A 19,502-nucleotide genomic window follows, 5' to 3' on the forward strand; every position below is an offset into this window, starting at 1 on the left:
TCAGCCCAACTGCCGTGTGCGACCCGCCCAGCGGGAACGCAGCCAGCGGTCGTGGCTGGCGACGACGAACGCGCCGGGGCCGGTGGCGAGCGCCGCCTCGAGCTCGTCGCACAGCGAAGGGGAGAGGTGGTTCGTCGGCTCGTCGAGCAGCAGCAGGTCCGGCGGGTCCGCGATGAGCAGGGCCAGGTCGAGCCGGCGGCGCTGGCCCACGGAGAGCTCGCCGACCGGCCTGGCCGCGTCGCGCGGGGCGAGCAGGCCGAGGCTGCGCAGCGGTACCGCCGCCGCCCGCTCCGGCCCGAGCACGGCCTCGTAGGTCGCCAGGGCCGTGCGGTCCGGGCGCTCGAAGGCCGTGTCCTGCGTGAGCAGCCCGACGCGCAGGCCGGGGCGGCGCCGGACGCCCGCGGCCGGGACCCGCCCGGCCACGACGGCGAGCAGCGTCGACTTGCCGGTGCCGTTCGCGCCCGTCACGAGGAGCCGGTCGCCGGCCGGGATGTCGAGCCGGTCGAGGGTCAGCCGGCCCGGCACGTGCACGTCGCGCAGCGCCACGAGCAGGCCGTCGGCCTCGGTGGCGAGCGTTTCGGCGCGCAACCGCAGCGGCGGCGGGGGCTTGCGGACCTGCTCGCGGGTGAGCGTGTCCAGCCGCCGGGCGGCGTTGCGGACGCGGCGGGAGATCTGGCCCTCGACCCGGCCGGTGGTGCGGCCGAAGTTCATCTTCTCGTTGTCGCGCTTGGGCCGGTTGTGGGCGACCTGGTGCGCGGTCACGGAGACGGCGTGCCGCAGCGCGTCGAGCTCTTCCTGCTCCTCGGCGAAGCGTCGCTCCCAGCGTTCGCGTTCGGCGCGGCGCTCGGCCTGGTAGGCGGAGTACCCGCCGCCGTAGCGGACCGGCCCGTCGACGGCCGGGTCGAGGTCGACGACGTCGGTGCAGACCGCGTCGAGGAACGCCCGGTCGTGGCTGGCGAGCACGACCGCGCCGGGCAGCTCCCGCAGCTGCGCCTCGAGGAACGCCGCGGCGGCGTCGTCGAGGTGGTTCGTCGGCTCGTCCAGCAGCAGCGCGGCCGGGCGGCGCACGAGCAGAGCCGCGAGCGCGAGGCGTCCGCGCTGGCCGCCCGAGAGGGTGGCCAGGGGCCGATCATGCGGTACCGCCGCCAGACCCAGACCGTCGAGGACGATCCCGGCTCGCCGGTCGGCGTCCCAGGCGTCGATCTCCTGGGCGCGCTCCAGCAGCCCGGCGTAGTCGTCGAGGTGCCCGGCGGCGAGCGCGGCGTCCATGGCGGCGAGGCACTCGCGGGCCTCGCGCACCGCGTCGGCGACGACGTCGGCCACGGTCGCGGCCGGGTCGAACGGCATCTCCTGGTGCAGGTACCCGAGATCGGCCGGGCGCTCGACGGTGCCGCCGTCGGGCTCGTCGGCGCCGGCCAGCAGCCGCAGCAGCGTGGACTTGCCGGTGCCGTTCTCGCCGATCAGACCGATGCGGCGGCCGGGCGCGGCGGTGAGGGAGACCCCGTCGAGCACGCGGCGGGTGCCGAACGTGCGCACGAGGTCATGGGCGATCAGGGGCTGTCGGGACAAGGCGGACCACCAGTGGGGTAGACACTTCCGCCCGCCGGGCACATGGGTCCTCAGGCGCGGGCGCGGGAAGGTCTGGTGATCACATCCCCTTGAAGATAACCCGGGCCACCCGCCGCGGCAACGTGATTCGGCCGGCGCCGGACGCTCCGCGCCGCGACATTTCGGACTTATCGCCCGACGGGGTGTTCACTCGTTTCGCGGGACTTTGTCCAGATCGACGAGAGCTTCGGCGCCTTCGCCCATGATGTCCTGGCGCAGCTGGTCCAGCCGCCCGAGCAGCGACACCGAGTCGAGCACCGCGACCGCCGTCGGAAACACGGTGTGCACGCGCTCGACCGCCGCGATCAGCCCCGCCCGCAGCGACATGTCGTTGACCCGCTCGCCCTCGATGCGCCGCTCGAGCAGGTCCGCGAGCGCGTTGATGAGCGAGCGCAGCGTGGCGCGGTCGAGTGCGGGCGGCGGCCCGGGGCGGTCGTACAGCCGGTCCGTCGCGAGCGAGATCGCCCGCACCTGCAGCGTGACGCGTACGAGCCAGAGCTGCTCCCGCCGGACCTGCTCCACGTCCCGCCGCAGGCCGCGGGCGAACACGTTGATGAGCGCGACCTCCTCGACCCCCGCGACCGCGGCGCCCGCCGCCGAGGCGACGTCGTTGAGCTTGCGCGACTCGGCGATCCAGTCGTGCCGCTCCGTGGGCCCGAGCAGCCGGCCGCCCCCGTCCGCCGAAGGTGCCCCGCCCGCCGATGGTGTGCCGCCAACCGAAGGCGCGCCGCCCGGGAACGATGCGCCGTTCGCCGGCGGCTTGGCGCCCGCCGGCGGTGCTCCGGGGCCATCCGCGCGCGCCGCCGGGTCCGGGCGCGTTCCCAGCTCGTCCGCGATGTGCCGGAGCACCGAGACACACTCGCGGCCCCACGCCTCCAGGGTCGCCCGGATCTTCGCGATCCGAGGGCGCTCGGGCACGGCCACCGCGATCGTCAACCCCACGACGGAGCCCAGGGCGACGTCGAGGAAGCGCCATTGGCCGTACCCGTGCGCCACCGGTGCCAGCACCAGCACCACCAGGGTCGCGATGGTGAGCTGGTTGCGGGCCAGGGGTGTGTTCGTGACCTGCCGGGCGACCGCGAGCGCGGCGAACGCCGCGAGGGCCAATGACCACCAGGTGAGCCCGAGCAGCTGCGTCCAGGCGATGGCCAGCGCGGTGCCGATGAGGTTCGCGAAGAGCAGTTGCAGGCCGGTGGCGATGGAGCCGTACACGCTGGCCTGCAGTGTCAGCACCGCCACGACGGGCGCGAAGAGCACGGCGGTGTTCTGGTTGAGCTGCCGGGCGAGCGCCCACGCGATCGTCGCGGCGGCGGTCGTCTTGACGATGGTGAGCCAGCTCGGTTTGCTCTGTGGCACGCTGGCGAGCAGCGTCCCGAGCGGTTCGGTCACGACTTCATGGGGTTTGCGCGCCACGGCTCGATCCTCTCAACTCCGGGCCTCGTCAACGCCGTGAAGCGGTCAAGCACACACTTGCCGGTCCTCCACGCCATGGAGCCTTTCCGGTCCGCTCCGGGCCTCGTCAACGCCGTGACGCGGTCGAGCACACACTCGCCGGCCCTTCACGCAACGGAGTCTTTCGCTGGTCGCGCGGGCCGGAGCGGTGCATGTCGCACGCACCGTTAAATCGTGAAATGTCCGATAAGTCGTGGCGCGGAGCGCCCGACTTATCGCGCCCCCTCCGCGAGGAGCCGGTCGCGTAGGGTCCAAGCCGTGCGGAACTACGACCACCCCAACCTGTTCAACTTCCGCGACCTCGGCGGGTACCCCGCGGCCGACGGGCGGACGACCCGCTGGCGCCGGCTCTTCCGCTCGGACTCGCTCAGCCGCATCGACCCGGCCGACGCCGCGTCGTTCACCGCGCTCGGCGTACGCACCGTCATCGACCTGCGCCGCCCACGCGAGATCGAGCGCGACGGGCGGGTGCACGCGTTCGAGGGGCTGACCTATCACCATCTGCATCCGGTCCACGCCGAGTGGGAGGCGTCGGTCGACGCCGACGAGGTCAGCGACGCTCGCTGGCTGGCCAACCGCTACCTCGAACTCGCCGAGGACGGGCGGGACGCGGTCGTGGCCGCGGTCGAGATCATCGCCGACGCCGAGAACGCGCCCGTCGTGGTGCACTGCGTCGCCGGGAAGGACCGCACCGGTGTGGTGTCCGCGGTCACGCTCGGTGCGCTCGGCGTGCCCGACGACGTGATCGCCGAGGACTACGCGCTCACCCAGGGCGCGACCGAGCGCAGCATGGCGTTCCTGCGCGCGCTCAACCCCGAGGTGGCCCGGATGCCCGCGCGGTGGCTGCTCTCGCCGGCCGAGACCATGCTGCTGTTCCTGGCCGACCTGCGGGCGCGGCACGGGTCGGTGCGCGACTACCTCGGCCTGTCCGCCGCGACCTTCGCCCGCCTCGAGGAGAACCTGCTGGAGCGGCCGGCCGGCTAAGCGAAACTTAATTTAAGTTTCCTAACAACGGCGTGAGCTGCGCGGATGCCCGTTTCCGGGCTCGGGGGCCGGTTGACAACGCATCGATGGGAGCGTTTATTGGCAGCCACTCTGCCAGATAACCCCCGATCGGCAAGGGACCGCCCATGAAACGCCGCTCCAAGATTCTCATCGGGTTCACCGCCGCCGCCGTGGCCGGCACGCTCGGCGTGCTCGGGGTCACCGCGGCCACCGCGGCGACCGCCGGGCCGATCGTCGGCCTCGGCGGCAAGTGTGTCGACGTGGCCGCCGCGAGCTCGGCGAACGGGGCCGCGATCCAGCTGTACGACTGCAATGGCACGAACGCGCAGAGCTGGACGGTCGGCACCGGCGACAACACCGTCCGGGCGCTCGGCAAGTGCCTCGACGTGACGGCGGCATCGACCGCCAACGGGGCGAAGATCCAGCTCTACGACTGCAACGGCACCGCGGCCCAGCAGTGGACCGCGAACGGGTCGGCGCTGGTCAACACGGGTTCGGGCAAGTGCCTGGACGCCACGGATCAAAGCTCTGCCAACGGTACCCGCCTGCAGATCTGGACCTGTGCGGGTTCGGCGAACCAGGCGTGGACGCTGCCGGGCGGTACGACGACGCCGACGACGCCCTCGTCGGGCCTCGACCCGAACGTCGCGCCGGGCGGGAACTTCGACCTGTCCATCTGGCAGCTGCAGCTGCCGACGGGCAGCCCCGGATCGCCGACGCAGATCCCGCCCTCGCAGCTGAAGGGGGCGAACGGGTACGTCAACCCGGCGTACTTCTTCACCGACAAGACCGACGGCTCGATGACGTTCTGGGCGCCGGAGAAGGGCGTGACCACGCCGAACTCCAACTACGCGCGCTCCGAGCTGCGCGAGATGAACGCCAACGGCAGCGCGGCCGACTGGAAGCTCGCGGGCTCGCACAAGCTCTCCGCAAGGCTGCGCATCCCATCGGTCACGAAGAACGTGTGCGTCGGGCAGATCCACCTCGGCACCGGCGGGCCGTCGACGAAGCCGCTGCTGGAGCTGTACTACCGGCCGAACGGCGATATCATCCTCGGCACCGAGAACTCCCCGGACGGCGGCCAGACGCTGCACACCGTGGGCAACGTGCCGCTCGGCGTGCAGTGGAGCTACGTGATCGCGGTCTCCGGCGGCAACACCATCAAGCTGACGATCAACGGCAGCACGACGAGCTACGGGATTCCGTCGTCGTTCAACCAGTACGGCATGTACTTCAAGGCCGGCTCCTACAACCAGTCCTCGTCCGAGAGCACCACGAACGGCGCGAAGGTGAAGTTCTACGCGCTGACCGTGAGCCACGGCTGACCCGCATCAGGTGTCTGTGGCCGCGTCGCACGGGCAGCCTCGGCTGCGCTGACCGTGCGTCATGGCCGTGATGCGAAGCGCATCCGTCTTCTTGCCTCGCTCACGCCCGACAGGGCAGGCTAACCTTCGTTCGAGCGGAGCGTGGGCGAGGCGGGGGACGGATGGCGCGCGAGAGTGAGCCGGCGGAGCTGGCCGGCGCGGGCGAGGGTGGTGCGCCGGCTCGGGCCGTCACGGACGCCGCCGGTTCGGATCAGGCCGCGGACGCCGCCGGTTCGGATCGGGCCGCGGACGCCGCCGGTTCGGATCGGGCCGCGGACGCCGCCGGTTCGGATCGGGCCGCGGACGAGTCGCTGACCACACTGCTCGGCGGCTGGCGCTCGGCCGTCGAGACCGCGGTGCCGCTGGCCGGCTTCGCGATCGGCTGGCTGGCCGGCGCCCACTCGATCCCGTGGGGCGCGGGCATCGCGGTGCTGGCCGGCGCGATGGTCGCCGGCTGGCGTCTGGCGGAGCGCCGGCGCCCGGTCGGCACGGTCCTGAGCCTGCTCGTCGTCTGCGCCGGTGCCCTGGTGGCGCTGCGCACCGGGCGGGCCGAGGACTTCTTCGGCGTCCGTGTGCTGACCAACGCCGTCTCCGCCCTCGCCTGGGCCGCGAGCATTCTCGTGCGCTGGCCCTTCCTCGGCCTGATCGTCGGCACGGTCCTGGGCCAGAAGACCCGCTGGCGGTCCGATCGGGCCCTGCTGCGGGCCTATCAGCGCGCGAGTTGGGTGTGGGTGCTGCAGTACGTCATCCGCCTCGCCGTCTTCATCCCGCTCTACGCCGCGGGTGCCGTGCTGTGGCTGGCCGCGGCGCAGACGATCCTGACCTGGCCGCTGGTGGCGGCGTGCCTGGCGGTGAGCTGGTGGGTCCTGCGCCGGGCCCTGCCCGCTGAGCATCCCGGGATCCGCCACCCCGTCTCGTCCGGGCCGATCCCGCGCGCCGCGCAGACCCTCGACCGGCCGGACGAGCCCTCCTGAGGCGCCGCACCCACGGGTCGGTGCGCCCGCTACCCGGCCTACGGCTCTCCGGCGTCCGGCTACCTGACGGCCCGGCCGCCTGACGTCCGGCTATCGGGGCGTCTCGCCCAGCGCCGTCAGGGCCTCGTCCACGGTGTCGGTGAGCGTCAGCACCCGGTCGAGCGCGGTCAGGTCGAAGATCCGCCGGATGCGCGCGTGCGGGCACACCACGGCGAAGCCGCCGCTCTCGCGCAGGCGTTTGTGGATCGACACCAGCACCCGTAGCGCCGTGGAGTCGATGAAGTCGACCTGGGACAGGTCGAGCACGAGGCGCGTCTCGCCGTCGTCGAGGGTCTGATGCAGCAGCGCGTGCAGCTCCGGCGAGGTGGCGACATCGAGCGCCCCGGTCGGCGTGACCACCACGCACCCGCCTACGGTGCCGGTCGCGATGCCGTCGGTCATTTCCGCCCCCATGGCCTGTCACGTGGCCTGTCACGCTGCGTCAAGCGAGGTCCCTCTCCGGTCGAACACGCGGCATGTTACCGCCCCCGCGGTCACCCTTCGCGATCCCACGCCCGATTTGCAACCATCGCGGGCCGGTTCCCGGCACCCGCCTTCACTCCCTGTATCCGAACCTATCGCGATCCGCTTTCCCGCCGCCCGGACAACGCGCCGACCCTCGCCCCGGCCGCCAGCGCCGAGTCCTACGAGCGGTGGACGGCGAGTCCTCCGGGCAGGTGGATTCGGGCTGATGGTGAGTGACCGGTGGCGGGTCTTAGCGGGCGCCGCAATCCGTGCGTGACTCTCGGCGGCCGGCGCCGTTGAGCCTTGCGACCCCTCGATGCGGCGGAGCGTTCGCCGCGCCGGTCGCAGGGGGCCACTGCCACGACAGCCGCGCGACGGGATAGGACGCCATGGACGGGACCGCCACCGAACAGCTCAGCATGACCGCCGCCGAACTGTCGTTCCTGCTGGCCAGCGCCGGCCAGCCGGGGCAGACGCCGCGGCTGCTCGGGCTCACCGAGGCCGATCGCACCGACTCGGTGCTCAGCGCGGGCGTCGGTTCGCTGCTCCTGCGCCACCTGGCCGCGCCGGTCGAGGGCAGCGGTAGCCGGCTCGAGCTCGCCCCCGCCGTCGCGGCCGTCGCGGCCGGGCTGCACCGGCCCCGCGGGTTCGTGCAGGTCGGGCTCACGGCGGACGACCACGCGGACGGCGCCCTGATGCTCGACGCCGAGCGCATCCGGGTGCTGGTGGCGGCGCGCGCGTACCGCTGCTATGACATCACCCCGATCCCGGCCGACACCGACGTGCGCGAGCCGCTGCTCGCCGTCGCCGACCGGTTCCTGCACCGCCACCGCCCGGCGGTCGCCACGTTCACCGCCTCCTCGGCGGCGGACTTCGAGCGCGGCATCCAGCCGGGCCGCGCGACCCTGTCCTCGTCGGCCGACGGCAAGTGGCGCGTGGTGACCCGCGACGGCACGGAGACCAAGGCCGACGACTTCGACGCGGCGGCGGCGGTGATGCGCGAGGAGCTCGGACGCATGCTGCCGATGCAGGTCACGCAGCCGTCGTAGCTACTGCGCATATACGAAAAGTCGGAAATGTCCGGACACGGAGTGTTCGGACATTTCCGTTTCAACGGCGCAATGCAGTTTGTCGAGCCGTACCGCCGATTTCGATCGGGCCGAGCCCTGCGCGTCGATCGTCGAACCACGCTGCCGGTGGCCGCGCCTCGCACCGGCGGCCGAGCCCTGCGCGTCGATCGTCGAACCATGCTGCCGTCGGCCGCACCACCCTGCCGGCGGCCGAGCCGAGCTTCGGCGGCCGGACCGAGCGCCCGCGGTGGAACCACGCAGCCGGGAGTTCAGCCGAGCGCCCGCGGTGGAACCACGCAGCCGGGAGTTCAGCCGAGCGCCCGCGGTGGAACCACGCAGCCGGGAGTTCAGCCGCGCGCCGGCGGTTGAGCCGCGCGCCCACCGCCCGGGCCGGGCGCCTCTACGAGGTCGGAGCCGCGCGCCGGCGGCCGGCCCGGGCGGGTGGGCGCGAAAAGCGAAGGCGCGGCGGTCGAGAGCCGGGACGCGCGGCGGTCGAGAGCCGGGACGCGCGGCGGTCAGGAAGTCGGGACGTTTCAGGACCAGCCGTAGCCCGAGCGCAGCTGCGCCGCGACACGGTCGAAGCGCTCGCGGTCGAGGATCGCGCCCTCGCGGCGAATGCTGTCGGCGTCGACCGTCAGGACGCGGTCGAGGCGCACCCAGCTCGGGCGCTTGTCGCGGTCCCACGAGCCGGGGCCCAGGGCGAACCAGTTGCGCTGCCCGTCCCGCTCCGACTGGCTCGACAGCATCAGGCCCAGCACCGCGGCGCCCTTGCGGCCGACGACCAGCACCGGGCGGTCCTTGCCCTGGTGCGGATCCTCCTCGTACTGCACCCACGTCCACACGATCTCGCCCGGGTCGGCGTCGCCGTCGAGGCTGGGGGAGTATTCGAGCAGCTTCTCGGTCTCGTGGCGCTGCGGCGGCGGGCCGGGGACGGGGTGCTGCGGGGCGCGCGGCCGGGGGGCCGGCGCCGGAGCGGGGGCGGGGCGGCGCACACCCAGGCGGGTGGCCACGGCTTGCAGAAGACGCTTCACGCCGACGACCATAGCCGCAACCCCCGCCACCCGCCGCGGAGCACGCCCGAGCCCGAGCCCCGCCGCGCCCCGCGCGAGAGCAGGCCCGGCCGCAGCCGCCGGCCGCAGTGCCCGAGCCGCAGCCGCAGCGCCCAGACCGAAGCGCGGCGTCCAGACTGAAGCGCAGCGCCCGAGCCAAAGCGCAGCGCCCGGACCAAGCGCGGTGGACAGACCGAAGGCGCCAGCCGCGGCCGGGGCGTGTAGCCGCAGTGTGCAGAACACATTGCCCGCGGGCGACCGTAACCGCACGCGTCTTTACGCGTCCCGGGCGCGCCGGGGAGACTGTGGACCATGTACGACTTCGATGTCCTCGTGCTCGGCTCCGGGCCGGGTGGGCAGAAGGCGGCCATCGCCGCCGCCAAGCTCGAGCGCCGTGTCGCCGTCGTCGAACGGCGCAACATGATCGGCGGGGTCTGCATCAACACGGGCACCATTCCGAGCAAGACGCTGCGCGAGGCGGTCCTGTACCTGACCGGCCTCAACCAGCGCGAGATGTACGGCCAGAGCTACCGCGTCAAGGAGGACATCACCGTCGGCGACCTGGGCGCGCGCACCACGCACGTCATCGGGCGCGAGATCGAGGTCATCCGCAGCCAGCTCGCCCGCAACCGGGTCCGGCTGCTGCAGGGGACCGGGCGGTTCGTCGACCCGCACACCATCGCGCTCGAGGACGACCAGGGCCGCGAGTCGCACGTGAGCGCGGAGAAGATCATCGTCGCGGCGGGGACGCGGCCGGCCCGGCCCGACAGTGTCGACTTCGACGACGTGACGATCATCGACTCCGACGGCATCCTCAACCTCGACAAGGTGCCCGCCTCGATGGTGGTGGTCGGCGCCGGGGTCATCGGCATCGAGTACGCCTCCATGTTCGCGGCCCTGGGCACCAAGGTGACCGTGGTCGAGCGGCGGGATCGCATGCTCGACTTCTGCGACCTGGAGATCGTCGAGGCGCTGAAGTACCACCTGCGTGACCTGTCGGTGTCGTTCCGCTTCCGCGAGTCCGTCGCCGCCGTCGAGCGGCACGGGCGCACCGCGGTCGCGGTCCTGGCCAGCGGCAAGCGCATCGCCGCCGACACCGTCATGTACTCGGCCGGCCGCCAGGGCGCCGCCGACCTGCTCGGGCTGGAGAAGGCCGGGCTCACCGCCGACGCGCGCGGGCGGATCACCGTCGACGAGCACTTCCGCACCGGGGTCCCGCACATCTACGCCGTCGGCGACATCATCGGCTTCCCGGCCCTCGCCTCGACGTCGATGGAGCAGGGCCGCCTGGCCGCGCACCACGCCTGCGACGAGCCGGTGCGGGGCATGGGCCAGCTCCAGCCGATCGGCATCTACACCATCCCGGAGATCAGCTTCGTCGGGCGCACCGAGGACGACCTCACCGACGCGAGCATCCCGTTCGAGGTGGGCATCTCCCGCTACCGGGAGCTGGCCCGCGGCCAGATCATCGGGGACTCGTACGGCATGCTGAAAATCATCGTCTCGCCCGAGGACCGCAAGATCCTCGGTGTGCACGTCTTCGGCACCGGCGCCACCGAGCTCGTCCACATCGGACAGACGGTGATGGGCTGCGGCGGGACGGTGGACTACCTGGTGGACGCGGTCTTCAACTACCCGACGCTCGCGGAGTCGTACAAAGTTGCCGCACTTGACGCAATGAACAAGATGCGATCCGTGTCGCGCTTGTCCGCATAGGGGCCGCTATCGTCGGCCTGTGACGAGGCTTCGGGGACTCCTGCTGCTGCTCGGCGCGCTGACCCTGGTCGCGCCCCTGGCCGCCGCCTGCGACGACGATCAGGACAAGGTCGTGCACGACCGGTTCACGACCTTCCTCGCCGACTGGCGCAAGGCCGACTTCAGCGGCTTCCCGGACCTGCTCACGCCGCAGGGCCGCACCCTGGACGCCGCGGCGGCCAAGGAGCTGCTGGCCGGCACCGAGGGGGACCTGTCCGCGCGCCGGCCCGAGCTCACCCCGCACGGCAAGGCCCGGCTTCAGGCGTCCGACGCCACGTTGAGCGTCGCGGTGGCGTGGACGCTGCCCGACGGGCGGAAGTGGGCCTACGACACCGCCGTGCACGCGCGACTGCTCGGCAAACGCTGGCAGGTGTACTTCGGCCCCTCCACCGTCCACCCGAAGCTGGAGGACGGTCAGCACCTGTCCCTGCGCGCGACCCCGGCCGGGCGCGGGAAGATCGCGGCCGCCGACGGCACCCCGATCGTCGCCGAGACGCCGGTCGTGTACGTCGGCGTCGAGCCCCGGGCCGTGCCGGACGTGCCCGACCTGGTGGCGCACCTCGGCGACGTGTTCCGCTCGGTGCAGGCCGACGTCGACGTGCAGGGGCTGCCCGCGAAGCTCCAGGCGGCCAAGCCGGACGCGTTCGTCGACGTGGTGACGCTGCGCAGGACCGACTTCGACGAGATCGCCACCGACCTGAACAAGACGCCCGGCATCCGGGTCAGGGCGGGCACCCTCTCGCTGCCGATGACGCGCACGTTCGCCCGGGCCCTGCTCGGCACCTCCGGCCCGGCGACGAAGGAGATCATCGACGCGAGCGGCGGGGCGCTCAAGGCCGGTGACGTCGCCGGGCTCACCGGAATGCAGCGACGGTACGACACCCAGCTGCGCGGCCTCCCCGGCGTCTCGATCGCCCCGCTGGACGCCAGGCCCGGCGCGACACCCGGCGAGCCCCTGTTCACGCTGCCGGCCCAGGACGGGGCGGTCATCGCCACGACCATCGACGTGAAGGTGCAGCAGGCCGCCGACGCCGCCCTCGCCGGCACCGGGAAGCCTTCGGCGCTGGTGGCCGTCAAGGTCAGCGACGGCACCGTCCTGGCCGTCGCGAACGGGCCGGGCCCGGCGGGGTACAACCTCGCCTTCCTCGGTGAGATCCCCGGCCCGGCGTGGCCCGCGGACCCGGCGAGCCTCGGCGTCGGCGCCAAGTGGAGCCTGGGCGCCGACGTGTTCACCGGCCGCGCCGACGCCAACGGCGTGACGGCCGCCCCGATCGGCTACGCCGCGGCCGCCGCGGCACTGTCCCGCGGCGCCTGGCAGGAGCCCGTGCTCGTCAAGGACGCGAAGGCCCAGCCGGGCGCGAAGGTGCAGGGGACGCTCGACGCGCCCAACCTGGCCGTCGGCGTGCGGGACGGGATCGCGTACTGCGCGTACGTCACCGACGGCACGAGCCAGACCGCCGGCGCGATTGCGGACGCGTTCTACGCCGCCGTCAAGTAGCGTGCCCACCATGCCGTTCGGTTGACGCAGAACACCGGAGCCCCTGCCGGCCGATGTCCGCCGCCTGAGCCGCCGCGGGGTCCGCTGGGCGCTGCTGTCCGATGCTGTCCCGCTCTATCCGCTGTACGCCCTGCTGTTCACCGACACCGGCCTGTCCGGCGGCGAGATCTCGCTGCTGTTCGCGCTCTGGTCCGCGGTCGGGATCGCCGCCGAGGTGCCCACCGGCGCCCTCGCCGACCGGTTCTCCCGCCGCGCCAACCTGGTCGCGGCCGGGCTGCTGCAGGCGGCCGGGTTCGCGCTGTGGACGGCGCTGCCCTCCTTCGCCGTGTTCGCGGCCGGGTTCGTGCTCTGGGGCCTCGGCGGGGCGCTGGCGAGCGGGTCGATCGAGGCGCTGCTCTACGACGGGCTGCTCGCGGCCGGGCACGAGAGCCGCTACGTACGCGTCTCCGGCCAGGTCACCGCGGCCGGGCTCGTCGCGCAGATCCCGGCGGCCGTGGCGGCCGCGGTGCTGTTCCCGCTCGGCGGCTACCCGCTGGTCGGCTGGGTGAGCGTCGGCGTGTGCCTCGCCGCGTCCGCGCTGGCCGCGCGGCTGCCCGAGGTCCGGGGGTCCACGGCCGGCAGCCTGGGCGGTGGTGAATTCCAGGCTGACAATGTCGACGGCGGTGAATCCCAGGCCGGCAGCTTCGGCGCCGGCAGGCGCCAGGTCGGAGGCTTCGGCGGCGGTGAATCCCAGGCCGGCAGCTTCGACGGCGGCAGGCGCCAGGTCGGAGGCTTCGACGGTGACGGGCCCGGCGACGGGGGCGAACCCGGGAACGGTGACGGATCCGGAGACGGCGGCGAACCCGGGAACGGTGGCGGACCCGGCGACGGGGGCGAACTCGAGGACGGTGGTGAGCTCGGGTACTTCGCGACCCTGCGCGACGGTCTGCGGGAGGCGGCCGGGCGCCCGGCCGTGCGCACCGCGGCCCTCGTGCTCGCCGCGCTGGCCGGGCTCGACGCGGTCGAGGAGTACTTTCCGCTGCTCGCCCACGGCTGGGGCGTGCCCACCGCCCTGAACCCGGCCGCCACCCTCGTCATCACGCTCGGCGGGGCGGTCGGGGCCGGGCTGGCCGCCCGCGCCGGGGGACTGCCCGGCCGGGGGCTCGCGGGGCTGATGCTGGCCGGCGGGCTGTTCCTGGCCGGGGCGGCCGCGCTGGACCGGCCCGCCGGGATCGTGCTCGTCGCCGTCTTCTACGCGTTGTACCGCCTCGTGCTCGTCATCGCCGACGCGCGCCTGCAGGCCGTCATCGACGGCGCGGCCCGGGCGACGGTCACCTCGGTCGCGGCCCTGGCGACGGAGCTCTCGGCGCTGCTGCTGTTCGGGGCCTGGGCCGTCGGCGGAGTCTGGTGCGTCGCCGCGTTGACAGCGGCACTCTCGGTGACCATGGTGCGACGGCGACCGCGACCGCGCGAGTGACCGCGAACGACGGCGCGGGTGCGCGCGAGCGCGCGAACGAATGCGCGCGAGTGACCGCGAACGATCGCGCGGATGCGCGCGACGGCTCGGGTGCGCGCGAGTGAAGGCGCGGGTGCGCGTGACCACGAACGACTGCGCGCGAACGCGACTGCGCGCGAACGACTGCGCGGGCGCGCGGGAACGACTGGGCGAATGCGCGCGAACGACCGCGAACGACTGCGCGGGTGCGCGCGAGTGACCGCGAGCGACGGCGCGGGTGCGCACGAGCGACGGCGCGGGTGTGCGCGAGCGACGGCGGGTGTGCGCGAGCGACGGCGCGGGTGTGCGCGAGCGACGGCGCGGGCGCGCGGGAACGACCGGGCGAATGCGCGCGAACGACCGCGAACGACTGCGTGGGCGTGCGCGAACGACGGGGCGAAGGCGCGCGAGTGACCGCGAACGATCGCTCGAGTGACCGCAACCGCGAACGGCTGCGACCGCGCGGACGACCGCAAGCGCGCAACGACCCCGAACCGCGAGCGAACGCGCGCGTGGCGCCGCACCCGAGTGCCGGCGAACACGAGTGCCGCCAACCCCGAGTGGACGCGAACGCGCGAATGACTGCGAATGACCACGAATGACGCTGAACGTTTGCGTGAATGAATCCGAGCGTTTGGTTGCCGAGCGTAAAACCAGCCATCGCACGGTGTAGATATGACGGGCACTGGGCAGTACCATCTAAACCGCCAAATGCGCAAATGGCGTCAAAGGCGTCGTGCGGGCCGCTCGGAACGATCCTGCCAGGTACTCCTCATTCGGCAGCGAACTGGGTAGCGTCTGCCTCGCCGCGAGCGCGCGGGGCGGGGCTGGTGATCGCTAACGAAGGCAGCAGAGAGTGAGCGGGTCGGCACGCGGGGTGCTGGCGGGTTACGCCGGTGCGATGGCGGTCCTGGTGATCGCCAACTTCGCGCTGCCCAGCCTCCATCCCGTGCTGTGGTCCGCGATCGGCTGCTCGAGCGTGGCCGCGATCCTGCTCGGGGTGCACCTGCACAAGCCCCGCAAGCGGGCGCCATGGCTGCTGCTGGCCGGCGCGGTCGCCTGCTTCATCACCGGCGACCTCATCGCCGACGTGCTGACCCGGCTGCTGCACCAGTCCGGCTTCCCGTCGCTGGCCGACGCGCTCTACCTCACGATGTACGTCCTCATCGCCGCGGCCCTGGTCTGGCTCTACCGCCTCGGCGTGGTCCGGCGCGACCTCGGCGGCCTGTTCGACGCGGTCACGCTGACGGCGGGGCTCGGCCTGCTGTCGTACATCTTCCTGATCCGGCCCTATGTGGACAATCCGAACCTGTCCACGCTGGACCGGAGCATCTCCATCGCCTACCCGCTCGCCGACATCGTCGTGCTGCTCGTCGGCGCCCGGCTCATCGCCTCCGTGCGCTTCCACGCCGCCCTGGCGCTGCTCGCGCTCGGCGGTGTCGGGCTGCTCAGCTCCGACGTCGGCTACGGCCTGCACCAGCTCGCCGGCAGCTGGCACACCGGGGGCCCGATCGACATCGGCTGGGCCGCGTTCTACGCGCTGTGGGGCGTCGCGGCGCTGCATCCCTCGATGCGGCAGCTGACCGAGCCCCAGGTCCACCGCGGCGGCGAGGAGCGGCTCGGCCGCCTGCTGCTGCTCGGGCTGTCGTTGTTCATCGCTCCGATCGTGCTGTTCGTCGAGATGCGGGGAGGCCAGGTGCGCGACGCCGCCGCCATCGCCGCCGTGTCCGCGCTGCTGTCCGGCCTGGTCCTGCTGCGGCTGGGCCGGGCGGTGCGCGCGCAGCGGCTCACCGTGCAGCGCGAGCGACGCCTGCGCAGCGCCGGTGCCGCGCTGCTCATGGCCACCGACGCCGGGGGCGTCGCCCGGACCGTCCGCGGCGCCGTCGCCGAGCTGCTGCCGCCCGGCGGCTCCTACGCCGTCGCGCTCGGCCCCGCCCGCGGGCCGAAGGTGTCGATGCCGTACCTGTCGGAGCTGGACCCCGAGCTCGCCGCCGAGCTCGGCGGCTTCGAGGTCGCCCTGTGCTGCCCGCTGGCCCTGGCCGACGGGCGGGCCGCCGAGCGGGCGCTGTACGTGGCCGCCGACGAGGTGGTGCTCGCCGGGCTGCAGGAGGCCGCGCAGATCCTCGCCACCCAGGCCGCGATGGCCCTGGAGCGCATCGCGCTCGGCGAGGAGGTGGGGCGGCGCAACAGCGAGGCGTACTTCCGCACCCTCGTGCTCAACACCGCCGACGTCATCCTCATCGTCGGCGACGGCGACCTCGTCGGCTACGCGAGCCCCTCCGCGCGGGCGCTGTTCGGCTCCGACCTGCTCGGCACCCCGCTGCCGACGGCGTTCGCCGAGGAGAGCGCGGCCGAGGTCGCCCGGCGCCTGGCCGAGGTCCGCGCCGCCGGGCCGGTCCGCCACCCCGCGCCGCTGCCGCCCGACCTGCCCCGCCGGCCCGTGGACGCGCCCGTTGCCGACAGTGCCCGGCCCGGGCAGGACCTGCAGGTGACCGGCCCCGACGGGCGGCCGGCGCTGGTCGAGGCGACCTTCCGCGACCTGCGCGGCGAGCCCACCGTGCGCGGGGTCGTGGTGACCCTGCGGGACGTGACCGAGCGCAGCCGGCTGCAGGCGGAGCTGTACCAGCGCGCCACCTTCGACGCCCTCACCGGCCTGCCGAACCGCGAGGTCTTCCTCACCCGGGTCCAGGAGGCGGTCGCGTCCGGCGCCGAGACGGGCGCGACGGTCGGCGTGCTCATCGTCGAGCTCGACGACTTCAAGGTGGTCAACGACACCTTCGGCCACGGCGCCGGCGACGCCCTGCTCGTCGCGGTCGGGCAGCGGCTGACCGAGGCGCTGCGGGCCGTCGACGGCTCCTACGGCGCGGCCGGCACCGTGGCGCGGCTCGGCGGCGACGAGTTCGCGGCCCTGGTCCGCCGGGCGGGGACCTCCGCCGACGTGGAGCGGGTGGCGGAGCGGGTGCTGCAGAGCTTCAAGGCGCCGTTCGAGCTCGCCCACGGCACGGTGTCGGCCACGGCCAGCATCGGCGTGGCCACCACCGCCGAGGCCGCCACCGCCCAGGAGCTGCTGCGCCACGCCGACCTGGCCGTCTACGTGGCCAAGGACGCCGGGCGGGACCGCTGGCGGCGCTTCGAGTCCTCGCTGCACAGCGCCGTCGTCGAGCGGCACAAGCTGCGCGCCGACCTCGACCGGGCCATCGCCGGCGAGGCCTTCCTGCTGCACTTCCAGCCCATCGTCACGCTCGCCGACGACCGCACCCGCGGCTTCGAGGCCCTCGTGCGCTGGGACCACCCGACCCGCGGCATGGTCCCGCCGGACGAGTTCATCTCCGTCGCCGAGGAGAGCGGGCTCATCGTCCCGCTCGGCGCCTGGGTCCTCAGCCAGGCCATCACGGCCGCGGCGCAGTGGCGGATCGCGTACCCCGAAGATGAGATCTATGTCTCCGTGAACGTCTCGGCCCGGCAGTTCCGCTCGCCGGACTTCGCCCGGTGGGTGCTCGCCGAGATCGACCGGATGGGCCTGCCCCCGGGCGGCCTGCTGCTGGAGATGACCGAGAGCCTGCTGCTGCACGACGACGGCGAGGTCGCGGCCGAGCTCGCGGCCCTGCGTCAGGCCGGGGTGCGCATCGCCATCGACGACTTCGGCACCGGCTTCTCGTCGCTGTCCTACCTGCGGCGACTCCCCGTCGACGTGCTCAAGCTGGACAAGAGCTTCATCGACACGGTGGTCTCCTCGGCCGAGCAGCACGCGGTCGTGGACATGATCGTGCAGCTGGCCCGGATTCTCAAGCTGCAGGTCGTCGCCGAGGGCATCGAGACGTCGGCGGAGCGCGACCTGCTGGTCACGATGGGTTGCGACCATGGTCAGGGGTACTTGTTCTCGAGGCCGCTGAGCTACCGTGACGCGAGTCAATGGTTGTCGGACGATGCGTCGGGGCCTCAACGGGGAGGCCGCACCGCGGCCTGAACCACCCCGGAGGATTGTGTGCACGCCTCAGAGCTGGCCACCGAAGTTGACCTTGACCCGCGGTACAGCGGCATCGCCCGCCTCCGCACCGAGACCCGGTTCTACGACGCCGTCATCGACGAGATCGACGGGCGGCGCATCCGCGTCGGGGAGCACTGGCTGACCGACTGGGCCTCCTGCAACTACCTCGGCTTCGACCTGGAGCCGCAGATCATCGGGGCGGTCGAGGAGCAGCTGCGCCGCTGGGGCACGCATCCGTCGTGGTCGCGCATGCTGGGCAACCCGGCGCTCTACCCGCAGATCGAGGAGCGGCTGGCCGCGCTGCTCGGGGCCGAGGACACCCTGGTGCTGCCGACCATCACGCAGATCCACCTCTCCGTCATCCCGGCGATCGCCCAGCGGGGCCAGATCCTCATCGACGCCCGGGCCCACAAGACCATCTGGGACGGCTGCGTCTTCGCCCGGGCCCAGGGCGCCACCCTCTCGCGGTTCCGCTCGCTGGACGAGCTGGCGTCGCTGCTGCCCGGGGCGGCCGTGGCGGCGTCCAGGGACGGCGGGCCGGTGCTCGTGTGCATGGACGGCGTCAACAGCATGACCGGCAACATCCCGGACGTGCGGGAATACCTCGACCTGTGCCGGGCCCACGGCGCCGTGCTCTACATCGACGACGCGCACGGCTTCGGCGTCATCGGCGACCGCTGCGCCGACGAGACCAGCCCCTACGGCTCCACCGGCAACAGCATCATCCGGTACTGCGGGGAGTCCTACGACGACGTCGTGCTCGTCGGGGGGTTCTCGAAGGCGTACTCGTCGCTCATGGCCTTCCTCGCGGTGCCGACGGTGCTCAAGAACCGGCTCAAGGCCTCGGCGGCGCCCTACCTCTACTCCGGCCCGTCCCCGACCGCCTCGCTGGCCACCGTGCTCGCCGGCTTGGAGGTGAACGCGGAGTGCGGCGACAAGCTGCGGGCCGAGCTCTACCGGATGTCGACGCGCGTGCTCAACCACGTGCGCGGGCTCGGGGTGTTCACGCCCAACACCGACGACACCCCGATCATCGAGCTGCCGATCGCGCTGGACCGCGACCTCGTCGACGTGTCCGAGCTGCTGTGGGAGCGGGGGCTGTTCGTGACGCTGGCGCCCTACCCGGGCGTGCCGCGCGACCAGGTCGGCTTCCGGGTGCAGGTGACCGCGGCGAACACGGACGCGCAGATCGACACCCTCAACGACGTCATCTCGGAGCTGGCGGGCGCGGGCGTGTTCCAGGAGGCCCGGGAGTCCAGCGCGAGCTGACATCGGGGGCCTCCCCTACGGGTGGCGCCGGGGCGGTATCACGGAGTCATGCGCGAACGATGGTCCCGCCGGCGGCACCGGCATCACGACGACTACGGCTACCGGCGCGGCGGCAACAACAGCTGCCTGCGCGATGCCTGCCTGCTCGAGGCGGGCTGCTGCATCGGCGAGGCGATCGACGGGCCCTGCCTCATGGTGGGGCTGCTGTCGCTGCCGGCCATGCTCTTGACGATGGCGAGGGCGCCGCGGCGGGCGGCGTCGCCGGAGGGTCCGCTCGTCGGGGCGATCCGGCGGTACCAGACCGAGGTCTCCGCCCGCCGGGCGCGCCCGTGCTGCCGGTTCACGCCGAGCTGCTCGCACTACGCGGCCGAGGCCATCACCCGCCACGGCGCCGTGCGGGGCGTCTGGCTGGCCGCGCGGCGACTGGCCCGCTGCCGCCCGGGCGGCGCCCGCGGGGCCGATCCGGTGCCGGTGTCGTGACCGGCTGCCGCG

14 protein-coding genes are annotated in these 19,502 nt (G+C 73.2%); 10 read left to right on the forward strand and 4 right to left on the reverse strand.

The window, feature by feature from the left end:
• Entirely contained in the window at positions 1–1,569 is a 1,569-nt protein-coding gene (locus tag ACQP2P_RS19410) for an ABC-F family ATP-binding cassette domain-containing protein (protein WP_433617897.1), read from the reverse strand.
• Positions 1,570–1,755: 186 nt separating this feature from the next.
• A complete protein-coding gene (locus ACQP2P_RS19415; RefSeq protein ID WP_433617899.1) occupies positions 1,756–2,997 on the reverse strand; it encodes an aromatic acid exporter family protein in 1,242 nt (413 codons plus the stop codon).
• A 321-nt stretch (positions 2,998–3,318) separates the two neighbouring features.
• Here ACQP2P_RS19415 and ACQP2P_RS19420 point away from each other — a divergent pair, with 321 nt between their 5' ends.
• The 3 genes from ACQP2P_RS19420 to ACQP2P_RS19430 all read left to right on the forward strand — a co-directional run bounded on the left by ACQP2P_RS19420 (position 3,319) and on the right by ACQP2P_RS19430 (position 6,403).
• On the forward strand, positions 3,319–4,044 hold the full coding sequence (locus tag ACQP2P_RS19420; RefSeq protein WP_433617900.1) for a tyrosine-protein phosphatase: 726 nt from the start codon (positions 3,319–3,321) through the stop codon (positions 4,042–4,044).
• 146 nt (positions 4,045–4,190) lie between these two features.
• Positions 4,191–5,390 carry a polysaccharide lyase family 7 protein gene (locus tag ACQP2P_RS19425; protein WP_433617902.1) on the forward strand — a complete coding sequence of 400 codons (1,200 nt, stop codon included), beginning with the start codon at positions 4,191–4,193 and terminating at the stop codon, positions 5,388–5,390.
• Between the two features lie 161 nt (positions 5,391–5,551).
• Positions 5,552–6,403 (forward strand): DUF3159 domain-containing protein, encoded by an 852-nt coding sequence (locus ACQP2P_RS19430; RefSeq protein ID WP_433617903.1) that lies wholly within the window; start codon positions 5,552–5,554, stop codon positions 6,401–6,403.
• Positions 6,404–6,493: 90 nt separating this feature from the next.
• Here the strand turns inward: ACQP2P_RS19430 and ACQP2P_RS19435 are convergent, their stop codons facing one another.
• Positions 6,494–6,844 carry an STAS domain-containing protein gene (locus tag ACQP2P_RS19435; RefSeq protein ID WP_433617905.1) on the reverse strand — a complete coding sequence of 117 codons (351 nt, stop codon included), beginning with the start codon at positions 6,842–6,844 and terminating at the stop codon, positions 6,494–6,496.
• Between the two features lie 452 nt (positions 6,845–7,296).
• Between ACQP2P_RS19435 and ACQP2P_RS19440 the strand changes: the two genes are divergently transcribed.
• Positions 7,297–7,956: a hypothetical protein gene (locus ACQP2P_RS19440; protein WP_433617907.1), complete on the forward strand. Its 660-nt coding sequence runs from the start codon at positions 7,297–7,299 to the stop codon at positions 7,954–7,956.
• Positions 7,957–8,510: 554 nt separating this feature from the next.
• Here ACQP2P_RS19440 and ACQP2P_RS19445 read toward each other — a convergent pair.
• Positions 8,511–9,008: a type II toxin-antitoxin system PemK/MazF family toxin gene (locus ACQP2P_RS19445; RefSeq protein WP_433617909.1), complete on the reverse strand. Its 498-nt coding sequence runs from the start codon at positions 9,006–9,008 to the stop codon at positions 8,511–8,513.
• A 330-nt stretch (positions 9,009–9,338) separates the two neighbouring features.
• Between ACQP2P_RS19445 and sthA the strand changes: the two genes are divergently transcribed.
• From sthA to yidD, 6 genes are all read left to right on the forward strand, one after another.
• The gene (sthA, locus tag ACQP2P_RS19450; protein ID WP_433617911.1) at positions 9,339–10,742 is read left to right on the forward strand and encodes a Si-specific NAD(P)(+) transhydrogenase; all 1,404 of its coding nucleotides are present in this window, start codon (positions 9,339–9,341) and stop codon (positions 10,740–10,742) included.
• Between the two features lie 19 nt (positions 10,743–10,761).
• The gene (locus ACQP2P_RS19455; protein ID WP_433617913.1) at positions 10,762–12,279 is read left to right on the forward strand and encodes an NTF2-like N-terminal transpeptidase domain-containing protein; all 1,518 of its coding nucleotides are present in this window, start codon (positions 10,762–10,764) and stop codon (positions 12,277–12,279) included.
• A 172-nt stretch (positions 12,280–12,451) separates the two neighbouring features.
• Entirely contained in the window at positions 12,452–13,735 is a 1,284-nt protein-coding gene (locus ACQP2P_RS19460) for a hypothetical protein (protein WP_433619188.1), read from the forward strand.
• A 919-nt stretch (positions 13,736–14,654) separates the two neighbouring features.
• The gene (locus ACQP2P_RS19465) at positions 14,655–17,720 is read left to right on the forward strand and encodes an EAL domain-containing protein (protein ID WP_433617915.1); all 3,066 of its coding nucleotides are present in this window, start codon (positions 14,655–14,657) and stop codon (positions 17,718–17,720) included.
• 18 nt (positions 17,721–17,738) lie between these two features.
• Entirely contained in the window at positions 17,739–19,010 is a 1,272-nt protein-coding gene (locus tag ACQP2P_RS19470; protein ID WP_433617916.1) for an aminotransferase class I/II-fold pyridoxal phosphate-dependent enzyme, read from the forward strand.
• Between the two features lie 48 nt (positions 19,011–19,058).
• Entirely contained in the window at positions 19,059–19,490 is a 432-nt protein-coding gene (yidD, locus tag ACQP2P_RS19475) for a membrane protein insertion efficiency factor YidD (RefSeq protein ID WP_433617918.1), read from the forward strand.
• The last annotated feature ends 12 nt before the right edge of the window (positions 19,491–19,502 follow it).

The sequence above is a fragment of the Dactylosporangium sp. CA-139114 genome (genome assembly GCF_050955725.1).
GTDB lineage: Bacteria > Actinomycetota > Actinomycetes > Mycobacteriales > Micromonosporaceae > Dactylosporangium.

Bases quoted from the DNA above. Each gene is read 5' to 3' on its own strand.
- sthA (WP_433617911.1), top strand. From the start codon at position 9,339: ATGTACGACTTCGATGTCCTCGTGCTCGGCTCCGGGCCGGGTGGGCAG.
- ACQP2P_RS19465 (WP_433617915.1), top strand. From the start codon at position 14,655: ATGGCGGTCCTGGTGATCGCCAACTTCGCGCTGCCCAGCCTCCATCCC.
- ACQP2P_RS19440 (WP_433617907.1), top strand. From the start codon at position 7,297: ATGGACGGGACCGCCACCGAACAGCTCAGCATGACCGCCGCCGAACTG.
- ACQP2P_RS19430 (WP_433617903.1), top strand. From the start codon at position 5,552: ATGGCGCGCGAGAGTGAGCCGGCGGAGCTGGCCGGCGCGGGCGAGGGT.
- ACQP2P_RS19435 (WP_433617905.1), bottom strand. From the start codon at position 6,844: ATGACCGACGGCATCGCGACCGGCACCGTAGGCGGGTGCGTGGTGGTC.
- ACQP2P_RS19425 (WP_433617902.1), top strand. From the start codon at position 4,191: ATGAAACGCCGCTCCAAGATTCTCATCGGGTTCACCGCCGCCGCCGTG.
- yidD (WP_433617918.1), top strand. From the start codon at position 19,059: ATGCGCGAACGATGGTCCCGCCGGCGGCACCGGCATCACGACGACTAC.